This is a genomic window from Pseudomonas sp. (assembly GCF_030150285.1).
In the GTDB taxonomy this organism is placed as follows: Bacteria; Pseudomonadota; Gammaproteobacteria; order Pseudomonadales; family Pseudomonadaceae; genus Aquipseudomonas.
The window spans coordinates 95,374-112,772 of record NZ_JASLGE010000037.1 but is presented as its reverse complement, the minus strand read 5'-3'; the positions used below and the strand labels follow the sequence as shown (position 1 = coordinate 112,772).

14 protein-coding genes are annotated in these 17,399 nt (G+C 55.6%); 4 read left to right on the top strand and 10 right to left on the bottom strand.

Translation table 11 applies throughout. The features are described from left to right. Positions 1-403 precede the first annotated feature (403 nt). Both rhtA and Q1W15_RS08700 read left to right on the top strand, forming a co-directional pair. Complete coding sequence (rhtA, locus tag Q1W15_RS08705; RefSeq protein ID WP_300726391.1) at positions 404-1,291, top strand: threonine/homoserine exporter RhtA; 888 nt, start codon at positions 404-406, stop codon at positions 1,289-1,291. 165 nt (positions 1,292-1,456) lie between these two features. Further along, on the top strand, positions 1,457-1,738 hold the full coding sequence (locus Q1W15_RS08700) for a hypothetical protein (protein WP_300726388.1): 282 nt from the start codon (positions 1,457-1,459) through the stop codon (positions 1,736-1,738). 56 nt (positions 1,739-1,794) lie between these two features. On the opposite strand, the gene Q1W15_RS08695 is transcribed toward Q1W15_RS08700, so the two are convergent. Both Q1W15_RS08695 and Q1W15_RS08690 read right to left on the bottom strand, forming a co-directional pair. Continuing rightward, positions 1,795-3,615, bottom strand: coding sequence for an aminopeptidase P family protein (locus Q1W15_RS08695; RefSeq protein WP_300726385.1), 1,821 nt, complete (start codon positions 3,613-3,615; stop codon positions 1,795-1,797). Between the two features lie 48 nt (positions 3,616-3,663). Continuing rightward, positions 3,664-4,839, bottom strand: coding sequence for an aminotransferase class V-fold PLP-dependent enzyme (locus Q1W15_RS08690; protein WP_300726382.1), 1,176 nt, complete (start codon positions 4,837-4,839; stop codon positions 3,664-3,666). A gap of 333 nt (positions 4,840-5,172) precedes the next feature. Between Q1W15_RS08690 and Q1W15_RS08685 the strand changes: the two genes are divergently transcribed. Together Q1W15_RS08685 and Q1W15_RS08680 are read left to right on the top strand one after the other, a co-directional pair. Beyond that, a complete protein-coding gene (locus Q1W15_RS08685; RefSeq protein ID WP_300726379.1) occupies positions 5,173-6,243 on the top strand; it encodes a sigma-54-dependent Fis family transcriptional regulator in 1,071 nt (356 codons plus the stop codon). Positions 6,244-6,430: 187 nt separating this feature from the next. Beyond that, a complete protein-coding gene (locus tag Q1W15_RS08680; RefSeq protein WP_300726376.1) occupies positions 6,431-7,210 on the top strand; it encodes a TSUP family transporter in 780 nt (259 codons plus the stop codon). On the opposite strand, the gene nudC is transcribed toward Q1W15_RS08680, so the two are convergent. From nudC to Q1W15_RS08640, 8 genes are all read right to left on the bottom strand, one after another. After that, on the bottom strand, positions 7,178-8,008 hold the full coding sequence (nudC, locus tag Q1W15_RS08675) for an NAD(+) diphosphatase (protein ID WP_300726374.1): 831 nt from the start codon (positions 8,006-8,008) through the stop codon (positions 7,178-7,180). The two genes, Q1W15_RS08680 and nudC, sit on opposite strands and share 33 nt — an antisense overlap. Positions 8,009-8,053: 45 nt before the next feature. Continuing rightward, positions 8,054-8,866, bottom strand: a complete 813-nt coding sequence (locus Q1W15_RS08670) for a crotonase/enoyl-CoA hydratase family protein (protein ID WP_300726372.1) — start codon at positions 8,864-8,866, stop codon at positions 8,054-8,056. A 109-nt stretch (positions 8,867-8,975) separates the two neighbouring features. Beyond that, a complete protein-coding gene (locus tag Q1W15_RS08665) occupies positions 8,976-9,809 on the bottom strand; it encodes an HAD family hydrolase (RefSeq protein WP_300726369.1) in 834 nt (277 codons plus the stop codon). Beyond that, a complete protein-coding gene (gene zwf, locus Q1W15_RS08660; RefSeq protein WP_300726367.1) occupies positions 9,806-11,329 on the bottom strand; it encodes a glucose-6-phosphate dehydrogenase in 1,524 nt (507 codons plus the stop codon). The genes Q1W15_RS08665 and zwf overlap by 4 nt, the downstream gene beginning before the upstream one ends. Further along, positions 11,326-12,306 carry a phosphogluconate dehydrogenase (NAD(+)-dependent, decarboxylating) gene (gnd, locus tag Q1W15_RS08655; RefSeq protein ID WP_300726364.1) on the bottom strand — a complete coding sequence of 327 codons (981 nt, stop codon included), beginning with the start codon at positions 12,304-12,306 and terminating at the stop codon, positions 11,326-11,328. Before gnd ends, zwf begins: the two co-directional genes overlap by 4 nt. A 223-nt stretch (positions 12,307-12,529) precedes the next feature. Then, on the bottom strand, positions 12,530-13,015 hold the full coding sequence (locus Q1W15_RS08650) for a GNAT family N-acetyltransferase (RefSeq protein ID WP_300726360.1): 486 nt from the start codon (positions 13,013-13,015) through the stop codon (positions 12,530-12,532). Positions 13,016-13,105: 90 nt separating this feature from the next. Then, positions 13,106-16,378, bottom strand: coding sequence for a transporter substrate-binding domain-containing protein (locus Q1W15_RS08645; RefSeq protein WP_367280631.1), 3,273 nt, complete (start codon positions 16,376-16,378; stop codon positions 13,106-13,108). Then, entirely contained in the window at positions 16,379-17,002 is a 624-nt protein-coding gene (locus Q1W15_RS08640) for a response regulator transcription factor (protein ID WP_300726355.1), read from the bottom strand. Positions 17,003-17,399 lie beyond the last annotated feature (397 nt).

Sequence of the window (17,399 nt, the reverse complement as noted above, 5' to 3'; positions counted from 1 at the left end):
TTCTACAGCAGCCTCTGTTGCTGTCAAGCGGTTATTTTAAGATGTTTTCAAAGTTTCCTCTGTAACATCAACCACTTGCGCTTTCGATCTCTCGTTAGCGGGAGGCGAATTCTACAGCGTTACACGCTGCTGTCAACACCTCATTTCCTGCTTCAATGACTTGAAGCTGGCACCGCCGAAAACCAATCCAACTCGTTGATAATCAAGGAGTTTTCCGTTTCGACTGCGCCGGAAGTGGGGCGAATTATAGGCCGCTGGAATTCAGAGTCAAGGGCTAATTATACCAAAAGGCGATGCAAGCAAAAGGATGCCACCCAGTGCGCATTATATTGCGCAACACGTATGACTTGCGCATGATGCCCGATCTTCTTGAACCCCGATGACAACCCAGGCCCCTTCTTTAATGACCAAACACACCAACAGCCTCTTATCGACACTGCTCCCTGTCGGCTTGCTGCTTATTGCAATGGCCTCGGTGCAATCGGGAGCTGCACTAGCAAAAACCATGTTCCCCATCATCGGAGCCCAAGGCACGACCACTTTTCGCCTTATATTCGCCAGCCTGATCATGCTGCTGATATTGCGCCCCTGGAGAACCAAGCTCACCGCCAAATCCTTAAAGACTGTCATCATTTATGGGGTAGCGCTGGGAGGCATGAATATCCTTTATTACATGTCGCTGCGAACCGTACCGCTGGGCATTGCTGTAGCCCTGGAGTTCACCGGCCCACTGGCTGTCGCCATCTACGCCTCCCGCAGACCTATCGACTTTGTCTGGATTGGGCTGGCCATTGCAGGCCTGTTCCTGCTTGTGCCCACAGGCGATGATACAAGCGGCATCGACCCGGTCGGCGCGGGCTACGCGCTAGGTGCAGGTGTGTGCTGGGCGTTCTACATCTTATACGGACAAAAAGCCGGTTCTGATCACGGCGTCCAGTCAGCTGCTCTAGGCGTAATGATTGCAGCCGTGCTGATCACACCAATCGGGATTGCTCATGCTGGTACCGCCTTATTAAACCCCAGCCTGATCCCTGTCGCCATTGCGGTCGCCGTCTTGTCGACGGCCTTTCCTTACACCTTGGAAATGATGGCTCTCACTCGTATGCCCACACGGACATTCGGCACACTTATGAGTATAGAACCTGCTTTTGGAGCGCTTTCAGGCCTGCTGTTTCTAAATGAAATTCTATCGTTGACCCAGTGGATGGCCATCCTCTGCATTATCATGGCCTCCATCGGTGCAACCTTGACGATGCGCAACCATTTCAACCCTGTTAAGACTGATCAGTAATCAGGTTTTGACAGAGCCCTAGTAATTAGCCTTTATTTGAGCGATGTTTGTTCGTCTAAAGGTGGCTGGAGGGACGACTCCATAAAGGAGCCTTCACTGGAGCCATTACACGATGGTCAATCAATACCTGTTTCCGTAAATCCGACGTAACTGATAAGGACAGAAATGAAACGCTTATTGATAGCTTTAGCCGTACTCGTTGTCACCGGCTGCGCAGCAACCTCAGAAACTACCACCAAGCATGGTAAACGAGGCTTGCATATCAATTGCTCTGGGCTCTCATCATCGTGGGATAACTGCTACGAAGAAGCGACGAAGTCTTGTGGTAAGAAAGGATACAGGCTGATTGCCAAATCAGGCGATACCGCTGAAGAACCCGGGGACTACCTTTTCGGTTTGAACCCGGCGGGGTATACAAGCAGGAGCATGATTGTCATTTGCAAATAAAGGCATTCAACGCTTTCGCCGCACCGTGAACAGCCCACAGGTGCGACGCAGCAGAGTTAAACCACGCTTGAAAATGGCTCTGTTCTGGCCTTCAACCAAGCCAGAGCATCCCCTTCAAGCAGAGGACTCAAGCGGTCAAAAACCTCAACGTGGTAGGTATCCAGCCAATCCAGCTCATCGTGCGTTAGCAGTGACGCCTCCAAACAGCGGGTATCAATCGGGCACAAGGTCAGCGTTTCAAACCTCAAGAAACTCCCGAACTCCGACCCCTCAGCCTCTCGATTCAACACCAGGTTCTCGATTCGCACTCCCCAGCGCCCTGGACGATAGGTTCCCGGCTCAATTGACGTAATCATGCCGGGCTGCATAGCGGTCTGCGGCGCGGGTGATGCCTGGTAGGCAATTACCTGAGGCCCTTCATGCACATTCAGAAAGTAACCAACACCGTGGCCTGTACCGTGCCCGTAATCGACACCCTCAGCCCAGAGAGGTGCCCTAGCAATTGAATCCAGCAACGGTGAGAGAATGCCTGTGGGGAATTGCGCTCTGGACAAGGCAATCACACCTTTCAACACACGCGTACAATCGTGCTTTTGCTCGACAGTCGGCGTACCGACTGGAACCATGCGCGTGATATCGGTTGTTCCACCCAAATACTGACCTCCCGAATCGATCAGCAACAGTCCATTCCCTTCGATCACCGCATGCGCCTGCTCGGTCGCATGGTAATGCGGCATTGCACCATTGGCATTGAAGGCTGCAATCGTATTGAAGCTCAAAGAAACGAAACCCGGCCGCCGTGCCCGCTCAGCACTCAATCGCTCATCGATGGTCAGTTCCGTGATGTGCTCACGCCCCATGGCCGTTTCCAGCCAGGCAAAAAATTCACAGAGTGCAGCGCCATCCTGCTCCATCGCTTCACGGATATAAAAAGCGTCATCAAGGCTCTTCCGGGACTTGGCCAATGTCGTCGGGTTCACCCCTTCAACCCACGTCACTTCGCGCTGAAGATGACTGAGCAGCCCGCAGGTAACTCGCGCAGGGTCCAGCAACAGCCGGGTCGATGCCGGTAATGCGGCCAAGGCGGCATTCACTTCGGTGTAGTCACGCAGTTCAACCCCGTCATGCTGCAACACCGCTCGCAGTCCATCGCTGACTTTGTTGAGATCGACAAAGACAGTGGCTTGCTCAGGCTCGATCAGTGCAAACGAAACAAATACAGGATTGAAGGACACATCAGAACCGCGAAGGTTGAACAACCAGGCGATGTCATCCAGGGTTGCAATAAAATGTGCATCCGCGCCGCGCTGTTTCAGCGTTTCGCGTAGCTCGGCCAGCTTATCGATACGGCTCACTGTTGCCTGTGGTGGCAAATGCTCATAGACCGCCTGGGCCGGAAGCGCAGGCCGATTATCCCAAACCAGCCCCAGGAGGTCGAGATCCGTGCGCAAAACAGCGCCACGCTCTTTGAGCCTGGCGTCTAACGTTCGGTACGAGGCCAAGGCAAACACCGCGCCATCAACCGCAACGGTCGCACCTTGAGGTACCTGTTCAGCCAGCCACTCCAAAGGGCCAGGCTTACCCGACAGTAATTTAACCAACGCTATGGTGCTGCCCGCCAACTCTTTGGTTGCCTGTTCCCAGTAGCGGCTGTCCACCCATAACCCAGCGTAGTCCGGCGTCACAACCAATGTCCCGACTGACCCATAGAAACCTGAAAGCCATTGCCTTCCCTGCCAATACGCCGGCAGGTACTCTGAAAGATGGGGGTCGGAAGAAGGCACCAGCAACACATAGATGCCGTTCTGATTCATCTGCGCACGCGTGCGGGCCAAGCGCTGCACTACCAGCTCGCTGCTCAACAACTGGGTATTCATCCCGCCTCCTGCTTGCCACGAATGTTTTTATCCGTGGCTGATAATGAATCAGCTATCAACACTGGACAACGCCCAAAAGGGTGCCGGTGCCGCGACTGCAGATTGGATCGCCCTTGCAGCAGCATCAATGTCTTGTTCACGAGTAAAACGCCCAAGACTCAAACGAATGGTACGCCCTGCTTTATGCGCATCGTGCCCCAGCGCCAGCAGCACATGAGACGGCGTCTTGCTGGCTGAATTACACGCTGACGTGGCCGAGTAGGCCAGAGCGTTGCTCAGCACCCCACTGTCAAAATGCCCTTCGCCGAACGTAAGGCTCAAGGTATGAGGAATACGCTGAGCCGGACAACCATTGATCTGCAGCCCGGGTATATCCACCAATTGATCCAGCAAACGCTGGCGCAGTACACGAATATGTTCAAGCTCTGAGCCAAAGGACTCACTGGCGACTGCAAAAGCAGCCCCCATGCCAGCAATCTGATGCGTCGCCAACGTACCGGAACGCAACCCTGACTCATGCCCACCACCGTGAATTTGTGCCTGCAAACGGTCCCGCGCCCGCTCGCCTACATACAATGCGCCAATCCCTTTTGGGCCATACACCTTGTGCCCGGAAAAGGACATGAGGTCCACAGCCCATTCACCGAGGTCAATGACACATTTGCCAGCCCCTTGCGCTGCATCCACATGAAACAGGGCACCATGCTCACGAACCCGTTGCCCAATGCCCGGAATGTCATTCACCGTTCCCAGCTCATTGTTGACCAGCATCAACGAGACCAGCAGCGTGTCCTGGCGTAGTGCCGAACTCACTTGTTCAGCGCTTATCAGGCCGGCTTCATCAGGGGCCAGATAGGTCACTTCAATGCCGGATTGCTCTAAAAAGCGTGCCGTATCGAGTACGGCCTTATGCTCAATCTGGCTGGTAATGATATGCCCGCCTGTCTGGCCTACTGCCTGCGCCACGCCCTTGAGCGCAAGGTTGTTGGACTCGGTCGCACCGGATGTCCAGATGATTTGATCCGGCCTCGCCCTGATCAATTGTGCGACCTGCTCACGGGCCAGTTCGACTGCCTGCCGGGCGTGTTGACCAAAAACATGGGACCCCGACGCCGGATTGCCAAAATGCCCTTCAAAACCCAGGTAATCGACCATCACCTGAATGACACGGGCATCCACAGGCGTGGTGGCAGCGTAATCAAAATAAAGAGGTCGTTTGTTCATCGTAAAAACCCGCTGAGCATAATCCGGAATCAGGCAGCGCCTGATGCCAGAAAAGTGAAGCCACATTAGAGGTGTGGCGATTAGAAATAACCGATCGAGCCAGATGAAAAAAGAGTCACCCTCAAGAAAAGATGTAGGAGGATTCCCAAATCCCTGCAACAGGTGAATACATGGCGCTATAAAGCGCTAGAAATGCCGCTTCGCGCAAGCCTTATATATCATAAGGATATATAAATATGGAATTAGGTTAGTTTACGGAATAACAAAATCACATTATAAAGCAGCCTTCGGCTTTCCTTTTGTGGGCAGAGCCTCCGCTAAAAGGAGCTGTCCATGCAGCTTTTGACATTGCCGGCCACTCCAGCGCTCGCCACGTCTATACGGGCGACCGCCCAAGTATTCGAAGACCCCTCCTCCAAGGCGCTGCTAGCGCACCTGAAACAGATTGCCCCCAGCGATGCAAGCGTGCTGGTCATGGGTGAAACCGGCACAGGCAAGGAACTGGTTGCGCGACATATTCACCAACTCAGTCACCGTCATCATCAACCCTTCGTTGCCGTCAATTGCGGTGCATTCGCCGAATCGCTTGTTGAAGCCGAGTTGTTTGGCCATGAAAAAGGCGCTTTTACGGGGGCACTGGCCGCCAAGGGCGGCTGGTTTGAAGAGGCTGATGGCGGTACGTTGTTTCTGGATGAAATTGGTGATTTGCCGCTCGCCATCCAGGTGAAATTGTTACGCGTTCTGCAAGAGCAAGAGGTGGTAAGGCTCGGCTCGCGCAAAAGCACGCGGATCAATGTTCGTGTGCTGGCCGCCACCAACGTGAACTTGGAGCAGGCCATTGATGCCGGGCATTTTCGTGAGGACCTGTACTACCGCTTGAATGTCGTCAGCTTGGTGCTGCACCCATTGCGTGATCGCCCAGGGGATATCCTGCCGCTGGCGAGGCATTTCCTTCAAACCTATCGGCAAAGGCTGCAACATGGGCCCACCACATTAAGTGCCAGCGCCGAAGAAGTGCTCGAACAACACGCGTGGCAAGGCAATATCCGTGAGTTGGAAAACGTTATTCATCACAGCCTGCTGTTGTGCCGTAACCAAACGATAACCGCTCAAGACTTGCGCCTATCGCAATCGCGCCAGCGCCGCACTCCCCCATCGACACAACACAAGCATTCGGACACCAGTCAAGCGCTGCTGCAGAGCGCCTTTCGTAAACTGTTCGAAGAAGAGCCGGGGGCCTTGCACGAAACCGTAGAAGACAGCCTGTTGCGGGCGGCTTATGAGTTCTGCCATCACAATCAGGTACACACGGCAAAGCTGCTGGGTTTGAGCCGCAATGTCACACGTACCCGCCTGATCAAGCTTGGCGCACTGTCGGTGAACGCTCGCAAGCATGAAGCCTGAACCGTATGCCTTGATCCTCCTTGCAACGCCAATGCTCTGGTACTAACCAGCACTTAGGGCTAATCGTCGGTTAGCGGGATCACACCCGTACATCGTAAAGGCCTATCGCTGCTGTTCGCTGTTATCGGTAAGATGACGTCCTTCCTGCGCGTCAGCGCTGTACGTCCTGCCGAATTAAGTCGATCCCATGCCTTTCGAACTCAGCGTAGATTTGACCACCCTCGCCATCCTGGCTGCCGTTGCCTTTGTGGCGGGCTTTATCGACGCGATTGCCGGTGGTGGTGGCCTGCTTACCACTCCAGCGTTGCTGACAGCCGGATTACCCCCACACCTCGTACTGGGTACCAACAAACTGAGTGCCACTTTCGGCTCGGCAGTCGCCAGTTTTACTTTTTACAGGCGCAAGCTGTTCCACCCCCGCGAGTGGAAACTGGCCGTCTTCGGCACCCTCGCTGGCGCACTGATTGGTGCCATTGTGGCCCATTACATGCCCGCTGAATGGCTGAACAAAATGCTCCCGGTGATTGTATTTGCCTGCGGCTTGTATCTACTGTTTGGTGGCACGCCAAAAACGCCTATCGACAACGATGCCCCGATCAAAAAGAAGTGGCAGTTGCCGCAAGGGTTTAGCCTGGGGTTTTACGATGGCGTGGCAGGCCCTGGAACTGGCGCGTTCTGGACAGTCAGCAGCATGCTGCTCTACCCCATTGATCTGGTTAAAGCGAGCGGTGTGGCCCGCAGCATGAACTTCGTCAGCAACATTGCGGCGCTGTCGGTGTTTATCTTCTCGGGGCACGTTGACTGGGTGATCGGCATCACCATGGGCCTGGCCGTCATGGTGGGGGCTTTCTTTGGCGCCCGCAGCGCTATCAGCGGCGGGGCCAAATTCATTCGTCCGGTATTTATCACCGTGGTGCTTGGGCTGACCGTGCGCCTAGCCTGGCAGCACTGGTTCGGCCAAGCCTAAGCGCCGCGCCACATACAGGTCGATCAGGTAGCGCGCAATTGAGCGCGATGCCGGCAACGGCGGCAAGTTGTGCACACTGAACCACTGCGCATCTTCTATCTCGTCGACTTGGGGCACGATATCTCCCCCCGCGTACTGCGCATGAAAACCCAGCATCATCGAGTGTGGGAATGGCCAGCACTGGCTCCCCACATATTGGATGTTTTTAACCTCAAGCTGCACCTCCTCACGCACCTCACGAATCAGGCAATCCTCAGCCGATTCACCGGGTTCGGCGAACCCCGCCAGCGTGCTGTACACACCCGTGACAAAACGCGGCGAGCGCGCCAGCAGCACTTCATCGCCTCGGGTAATCAACACAATCATGCTGGGTGAAATACGCGGGTAACTGCGCAAATCACACGCCACGCAGTACATCGCGCGCTCCTTTGGCACCTGCGTCATCGCCTGCCCACAGCTGCCGCAGAAACGATGTTCTCGCGCCCACGTGCCGATTTGCGCGGCATAGCCAAGCACCTTGTAGAGCGTGTGATCGCCCTCCAGCATAAAGGCCCGCAGCCCCTGCCAACGACAACCTGAAAGCTGCGCCGGCCCGCTCAGTTCCAGCAGGTACACAGGTTCACCGTCCAGATGCCCAATGCCATGTTCTGCCAGCACGGGTAAATTCTGTCGCTTAAGCCATTCACGCGCAAACAGCGGGCCATTGTCGTCAAGCAAAAAACCGTCCGGCCCGCGAGCCACGGCCCAGCCGCCAGTAAGCTCTGTGTCCAGTACTGCCGTGGTCCAACGCGGTGTCATGGATCGTTCCTTGGTCAGGGGTTGATGACCAACGCGAGTCACGCGTCAGTCGAGAAATTCAGGGGTCTTTTTGGTCATGTGCGCCGTCATGGCAACTCGCAGATCGCTGGATTGCAACATCGCCGCATTCCACGTCGCCACATACTCTAAACCATCCGCCACGGTGTGATCGCGCATGTAACTGATCATCCGTTTGGTGCCTTCAATGGCAATCGGGGATTTAGCGGCGATCTCACCGGCAATCGCCATGACGCCTTCAAGCAATGTGTCATGGTCGCTGTAGACGCGATTGACCAGGCCTATGCCCAAAGCCTCCTGCGAAGACACGCTACGCCCGGTATACGCCAGCTCACGCAGCATGCCGTCACCGATAATCCGCGGTAGACGTTGCAACGTTCCCACATCTGCGGCCATGCCCATATCGATTTCCTTGATCGAGAACTGCGCATCTTCAGCGGCGTAGCGCATGTCACACGCGGCGATCAAATCTATGGCCCCGCCCAGGCAATAGCCCTGAATGGCAGCCAGCACCGGTTTGCGGCATTGATCAACCGCATTAAACGACGCCTGCATCTGCAAGATCTTGCGCCGCAGCAAACGGGCATTTCGGCCGACGTCCTTGCCCATTTCATTGGCGACCGAGGCGAGCAACATCAGGTCAATGCCTGCAGAGAAATGCTTTCCGGCACCGCTAAGCACCACCACCCGCACAGCGTCAGTGTCGTCGACCCAGCGGAAGATCTCGACAATCTCGGTCCAGAACGCCGCGCTCATCGCATTGACCTTTTCAGGTCGATTGATCTGCACATGGGCAATGCTGCCCTTTACTTCAACCTGAAAAGCCTGGTACTCGGACATGATTCCAATCCTGTGTAGGGCGCTGCCGCCAATCAATGATCGATGGACTATAACAAGCACAACAGACACGCAGCAGGCCGTGTTTGCGCCAAAATCAGGACAAAACGGCCTACCCCTGTATCTTTCCAGGCTGCAGGATAAAACGCTCAATGGCCTGCGCTACACCGTCTTCGAGGTTGGTTCCCGTCACATGAGCAGCCTGTTCTCGCACCAGCGCCTCGGCGTGCCCCATTGCCACCGAAACACCGGCGAGCTTGAACATCGCCGGGTCATTGCCACCATCCCCGACGGCCAGCGTCCGGGCCAAAGGCACCTTCAGGCGCTCGGCCAGAGTCACAAGGGCTTCCCCTTTGTTGGCGCGCAGCGCCGTCACGTCCAGGTAACAGGCCTGCGACCGGCTGGCCAGCGCCAACCCGCACAGTAGCGGCTGTAACTGCTGCTCCAGGTCAACCAAGAGCGCGGCATTACGGCTGGCCGCCACTATTTTATGCACCCGCTGCAAATACGGTTCGAAGCGGGTAACCACCTGCGGCGGATACCCCAGCCCCGCTTGCTCCTGTGCCACCATTGGCTTGTCAGGATCGCACAGCAACCATAAATCGCCTGTAAACAGCCAGATTTCCACGTCGTGCTGCGTCAACAGGTCCAAGGTGATGTGCACCGCTTGCAGCGGCAACGGGTACGATTGCAGTTCACGCCCATCGGCATCAAGCACAATCGCGCCATTGAGCCCGGCGATGGGCAGGGTGATTCCCAACTCATCAGCCAGCGGCCGCATGGCTCTGGGCGGACGACCGCTGGCGAGGGTGAAGTGCACACCTGCCGTTTGCAGCGCTTTGACCGCCGCCAGGTTACCCGCACTGATGCGATGATCCGGCATCAGCAAAGTGCCGTCCAGGTCACACAGCACCAGCGCTATCGGCTCACTCGTGGCTTCGCTCATCCGATGTTCAGCCACACGCGACCATCGCGGGCCATCAGGTCTTTTGCCGCTTGCGGCCCGTCCTCACCGGCTTTATAGGGTTGAACATCACAGTGTTCACGCCAGGCATCCAGAAACGGCTGCACGCCGCGCCAACCGTTTTCAATATTGTCGGCACGCTGAAACAACGTCTGATCGCCGGTCAGGCAATCGTAAATCAACGTTTCGTAGCCCGTCGAAGGCTGCATTTCGAAGAAGTCCTTGTAGGCGAAACCCAACTCGATATTAGCCATTTTAAGCCCCGGCCCCGGACGTTTTGCCTGCAAATCAAACCACATCCCTTCATTGGGCTGGATCTGGATACGCAAATAGTTCGGTTGTAGTCGCTCGACTTCGGTGTCACGGAACTGGGCATAAGGGGCCGGCTTAAAACAAATAGCGATCTCGGTATCCCGTGCGCTCATGCGTTTGCCGGTACGCAAATAAAACGGCACACCGACCCAGCGCCAGTTGTCGATCATGACCTTAAGCGCAACAAACGTCTCAGTGTTGCTGTCGGCGGCTACGTTGTTTTCTTCGCGGTAACCCACCACCGACTTGCCACCCGACTCACCCGCGGTGTACTGCCCGCGTACCGAATTTTTTAGCGCGTCAGCCTTTGACCACGGGCGAATGGCACCGATGACCTTGGCCTTTTCGCCCCTGACGGCATCGGCACCAAAGGCTGCCGGAGGCTCCATGGCCACCATCGCCAGCAACTGAAACAAATGGTTGGGCAACATGTCGCGCAAGGCACCGGTGTGCTCGTAAAAGCTGCCACGCGTCTCGACCCCAACGGTTTCAGCCGCTGTGATCTGCACATGGTCAATGTAATGGTTATTCCAGAAGGCTTCAAAAAGCCCATTGGAGAAGCGACTGACCAAAATATTCTGGACTGTTTCCTTGCCCAGGTAATGATCGATCCGATAGATCTGTTTTTCGCTCATCACGCTCAACAGGCACGCATTCAAGGTTTGAGCGGTGTCGAGGTCGGTGCCGAACGGTTTCTCAATCACCACCCGGCGAAAGGCTTGCGGGGTTTCCTTGAGCAGCCCGCTGGCACCCAGGCGCTGCACCACTTCGCTGAAAAAGCGTGGGGCAGTGGCCAGGTAGAACACCGCGTTACCCGTGCCACTGGCGATAATCTTCTGCTCCAGCGCCGCATAGGTGCTGTCATCCAGAAAGTCGCCCTGTACATAACTGATGTTTTTCGCGAGCGCGGCCCACACATCGGCACTCACGCGCTGGCCATCATGGCGATCCACTTTGCTGGCCGCTTCAGTGCGAATAAAGTCTTCCAGCTTTTTGGCAAACCCTTCATCACTGATCTCATTGTGGTCGACGCCCACAATGCGCAAGCCATCATCCAGCAAACCGTCCCGGCTCAAGTTGTACAGCGCTGGCATCAACAGGCGCTTGACCAGATCGCCGTGGGCCCCAAACAAAAACAGCGTGGTGGGGGGGGCAGGCTTGGCATTGGGTTTACCGGACAGGTCGGTCATTTTTTGGGGGTCTCCACATGGCCGCCGAAGCCAAAGCGCATGGCCGACAGCATTTTGTCGCCGTAAAGGCTTTGCTGGCGGGAACTGTAACGGGCAAACAGCGCGCTCGACAGCACGGGCACCGGGGTGGATTGTTCCATCGCCGCTTCAATGGTCCAGCGACCTTCGCCACTGTCCGCCACGGAACCCGAGTAACCGTCCAGTGGTGCATCGGTGGCCAGTGCATCAGCGGTCAAATCCAGTAACCAGGACGACACCACACTGCCTCGACGCCACACCTCGGCGATATCCCCCAGGTTGAGGTCAAAGCGCTGGTCTTCCGGCAAATTGGCCGAGGCTTTCATCTTCATCAAGTTGAAGCCTTCCGCGTACGCCTGCATCAGGCCGTACTCAATACCGTTGTGAACCATTTTCACGAAGTGCCCTGCGCCCGCCGGGCCGGCATGGATGTAGCCATGTTCAGCACGATCATCGTCAGACACACGGTCCTTGGTGCGCGGGATGCTACCCATGCCGGGAGCCAGCGTTGCGAAGAGCGGGTCCAGGTGGTTAACCACAGCCGTGTCACCGCCGATCATCATGCAGTAGCCGCGCTCCAGCCCCCACACTCCGCCAGAGGTGCCAACGTCGACATATCGAATGCCTTTGCCGGCCAGCGACTGTGCGCGGCGAATATCGTCTTTGTAAAAAGTGTTGCCGCCATCAATGATGATGTCATCGGCGTCGAGCAGTTCGCTCAGGGTCTCAATGGTGTCTTCGGTAGGCGCGCCAGAAGGCAGCATGACCCATACGGCACGTGGCTTTTCCAGAGCCGCCACCAACGCAGGCAAATCAGCAACGCCATGGGCACCCTCTTGCTCAAGCGCGCTGACAAAATCGGTATTACGATCAAAAACCACGGTTTTATGCCCATCGAGCATCAGACGCCGTGCGATGTTACCGCCCATCCGGCCCAATCCAATTATTCCCAACTGCATGTGCTGTTGCTCCCGACGGCAAAAAAAGGTAGATGGCACCTGATTGAAGGTGCTCAGCCAAAGATTAGTCCTGGCACATAACCAATAGTTTCGCACAAGCGGCAAGGCAGATTCCCGACTCAATGTGCTCAATGGACAGACGAGCATTCCCCTTGCTGAGGGCACGATGGAGCAAGACCGATCACGATCCGCCCACGTCAGGCCCACGACACCACCGTCGTGCTTAAAGTGATTTGTTCCAGAATTGCATGACGCCATGGGACGGGTCGAGCTGACCGCCACTGAAGCCAAACTTACGATAAGACCCCTGAGCGACCGGATTGCCTTCCAGTACCTCCAGGGTGAGCTTGCAGCAGCCCCGCTCACGGGCAATATCTTCTACTTTTTTCAGCATTTTCTGACTCAGGCCCAGGCCACGAAACGCGCCCACGACGGACACGTCATGCACATTCACCAAGGGCTTACCCGCGAAAGTCGAGAACCCCTCGAAACAATTAACCAGCCCGGCCGCTTGATGATCAACGAACGCCAGCACGCTAAAGGCATGAGGACGCTTGGCCAGTTCACCAGGTAACTGCTCCAGCACGTCTTCGGGCAATGCTTCGCCACCGCCCATCGGATCCTGAGCATAGTGATTCAACACGTCCCTGAGGGCTTGGGCGTGAATAGGGTTGGTATAGTCTGCTTGAACGACAACGACATCCGACATTGTGCGGGTTCCTCAACGAATCATTTATGTCCACTTATGGCTGCCCTTGACCTTAACGTGCCAAGGGTGGCGCAAACAACAGCCTCGACATTAATGAGACAGACTGGTCCGCAGGTAAGGCTCCAATGCTTCTTCTAGCTGCTCCATGCACTGATGCAACGCATCGACACACGGCGTAATGAGATCTGGGTCAGCGGTCGAACACGCCTGCTCCAGTTGCCCGCAACACTCAATCAGGGTGTGAGCTTGTATCAACCCCGCTCCACCCTTGATGCCATGCGCCAGAAACGCTAAACCCTCAACATCATTGCTCATAAAATACGCCAGCAAGCGGGCTAGATCCTGGCGGTTGCTGGCAGCGAATTCGGCTAACAGCACGTCAAACGCAGCATCATCGCCTTGGCTCAAGTGGCGTAAGTGACTCAAGTCAAATTCTGCGCTGCGATAACCCGGCTCAGGCTCTGACACCGCAAGTGCCACATCGGGCAGCACACCCGACGCCAGGCAAGCGTTCAAGTCCTTCAGGCTGGTGGGCTTGAACAGGCATTGATTCATCCCGGCTTCACGGCAACGCTCAACTTCTTCAGGCTGTGCATTGGCGGTGAAACCCAGTACCAGCACAGGCTCAAGGTCCCGCGATTGCTCTTCGGCCCGTATGGCCCGGGCTAATTCATAACCGTTCATGACCGGCATGTTGCAGTCCGTGATCACGGCGTCGAAGTGCGTGGAGCGCCAAGCGGCGAGCCCTTGTGCGCCATTCTCGACATCCGTGACCCGGTGCCCCAGAAAACTCAACTGTTGCGATAACAGCAACCGGTTGGCCGGGTAGTCATCCACCACCAGAATAGTCAGAGCACGACCCGGAACAAGGGGGGCACTCTCAATACCGGCAGGTGAGCTTTGCGGTTCAAGGCATGGCACCGCCAACGTGACCTCAACCCGCGTGCCAACGCCCGGCGTGCTGTTAAGCAACAGCGTTCCGCCCATCATTTCGCAGAGCGTGCGGCTGATCATCAGGCCCAAACCAGAGCCGCTGCGCGCCGATTGAGTGTTGTTACTGGCCTGTACGAACGGGCTGAACAGGCGCTTCTGATCGTCCTCACTAATGCCGGAGCCCGTGTCTTCCACTCGCAGGCAGATGAGCATTTGTAAGGTATCCGGTACGGATTCCAGGTGTACCGTTAACCGGACCTCTCCATGGTCCGTGAATTTAATGGCATTGCTCAGCAGGTTTGACACCACCTGTTTGAAGCGCAGCGGGTCGATCAGTACATCAGGGGGCGCTGGCATCGAGTGAAAGTCACACACTAGATTCAGATGTTTCTGGCGGGCCAACCCATCAAACAAGCGGACCAGGTCGTCGACAAGGGTTCGCACAGCCGCGCGCTTGGGGCTCAAGGACAAATGCCCAGACTCAATGCGAGCAATGTCCAGGATGTCACCAATCAAATCCAGCAGCTCTCGGGCCGACTGTGACGCTACTTCAATGGCAAAACGGTCCAGAATGCCCTGATCGGCTTTTTTAATCGCCAGCTCAAGCATGCCAATAACAGCATTCATAGGCGTGCGAATTTCATGGCTCATGGTCGCCAGAAATGTAGTTTTTGCCCGATTCGCCTCATCGGCACTCTGCTTGGCCGCTTGAAGTTGCTCCAACAATTGCTGGCGCTTGGCTATTGCACGGCGCAAATAAGCAATCCAGCCCAGCGCCACCAGCAACAACGCGGCCGCAATGGCAAAACCCTGAAGAATCGCGACCCGGTGGCGTAACCAGTAACTTTCACCCTCCTGCGTGATGCCGCGCCAGCGGCCACTCAAGGCGCTCATTTCTTCCGGCGTAATGCTCACCAGCGCCTTGTCCAGAATCGAATGCAAGACAGAACCGTCATGTGCCGTGGCAAATCCGATCTGCGCCGGTTGCGTCCCCACGGTGCTGGTGATGCGCAATCGCTCACTGTAACGGCGATTAATCATGTACCGCGCACTGATCAAGGCATTAACGGCTCCCTCGGCCTTGCCTTGGGCCACCGCCTCCATCGCGGCGGCGGCGTTGTCTGCCTGCAACACCTGAATGCGCGGATAATGTTGCTGAATAAATTCACGCAACGCATTGCCCTTCACCAGCACCAGACGCTGATTGCCCATTTCATTGAGCGTGGCCGGGCTGTCAGGACCTTGGCGGGTGACCAGTACAAAAGGTGTGGTGACATAGGGGCGCGTAAAGGCCAATTGGCTTGCACGATCGGCACTGGGGGTAAAAGCGCCCACCAGATCCGCCTTGCCCGTGTCGACCCAGCGCATCATGTCTTCCACCGAATCTGCCTTGAGCACGTCGAATTCAAGCCCCGTGCGGGCACTGATCAATTGCAGGATGTCGGCACTCACCCCCTTGAAAACCCCTTGCTCGTCAAAAAACGATAGCGGCACAAATTGATCGTTGATCACCACCTTCAACCGCCGATGAGCATCGAGCCATTGCTGTTCAGTGACGGTCAGGTTCAACGAAGAATGATGATTGACTTGCGGCCCTTCCGAGCTCCAGCGCCGCACAATGGTCATGCGCTCACTGGCCGGAATCTGCGCCAACGCGGCATTGACGATACGCAGTAACGTGTGGTCTTTGCGCCTGAGTGCAAAGGAGAACGGACTGACATCAATTCTTGAAAAGTCGCCCAGTTGCACGTTGTTCAGGTAGTTTTTGTTGATTAGGTAATTGGCACTGATGAAGTCACCCAGATACACATCTGCCTGACCGAACGCCACGGCACCGATAGCGCTCAAGGTTGACGGGTACAACTGTAACGAAGCCTTGGGGTAAAACGCCTTGACCCGCTCTGGCGGCAAATAGTGATCGAGCATCGCGAGCCGCTTGCCGGCCAGATCGGCCGGCAAATGCTCTCGGTCATTGCTGCGGGTCACCAGGGTCGGCGAGTCATCGGCATAGGCAAGGCTGAGGACCAGGGCCGGGTCCTCAGCCTCAAAACCATTGGCACTGCTCAGCAGGTCCAGCTCACCCCGCTTGAGCGCCTCCATTGCCAGCGGCCTTGTGTCATAGCGCCTGACTTCGATGCTGACATTCAGCAACTGCGCTAACAGTTGCGCGTAGTCCGCCGTCAGGCCTTCAAAGTCCTGCCCGTTGGCCGAGATATCAAACGGTGCGTAATCAGGTGCCGAAACCCCCAGACGCAACGTGCTGTGTTGCTTGAGCCACTCACGGTCAGACGTCTCAAGGGTCACGCTGTACGCTTCAACCTGAGAACGGCCCAGCAACGTCAATATGTCAACTGATGCATTAGCGCTAACGGGTTGTATGCCGAACGCCAGCATCAGTACAGCGAACCACGACAGCACAAGGGGTTTCAATTAAACAAGACCATTGCGTTTGGCAAAATCTGCCAGGTACACCACCGATTTCATGTTTAACTTTTCAATCAGCCGTGCTTTATACGTGCTGATCGTTTTACTGCTCAATATCATGTCACTGGCAATTTGCTTGTTACTTAAACCACGAGCCAGTTGTTGCAAAATGCTTAGCTCCCTGGCTGACAGCCGAGCAATAAGCTCTTGATCGCTCTGTGTAGAGTCGCTATGACGCACCGAGTTTATCGACAGATTCGGGAAAAATGTGTACCCGTCCTGAATGATTTTAACGGCCCTCAACAAGTCATTAAGCCCCTGGGTTTTCGAAATAAAACCCGCCGCACCAGCCTTCATGCAGCGGTGCGAATAGAACTGGGCTGATTGAGACGTGAGCACCAGAATACGCGTGTTGAGCCCGATAGACCTGAGCCGTTGAATCACCTCAAGGCCATCTAGACCGGGCATGAAAACATCCAGAATAATCAGGTCTACTTGATGCGCTCGCGCCAATTGAAGCGCTTCAACGCCGTTTTCCGCCTCCCCGACAACATCATAACCCTGACTCTGCAGAAGTGTTTTAATAGCTGAACGAATTAATGAATGGTCATCTGCAATCAGCACTTTCATTGAATGACTACCTGTCGCACGCCATGGATCAGTCGGTATAAATCTCACAACTACCTTTTTGAATAACTACGCCCGGTATTAACCCGGCAAACCCATCTTAACGAATAACAATTAAAGTATAGGACATTTCCTACACTTGTCATCACTCACCCTAACACACTTCAAATACCGGACACCTTGGTCCAACTCGAAGTCAGCCACTTATGATCACTGTATAAGAGCTACTTAGACGAAGGGGATAAACCATCGCAAATGTAGGATATTTCCTAAGATTCGCCGCATGAGCTTCCAACACCTGCCATCGGACAAACCAGGCACCGGAGCGTTTGGCAGTGGTGGCAGTTCGGCATGCCACTGACTGCCAGCCGTCCATGTGAATGGGGGCACACGCGGTTTT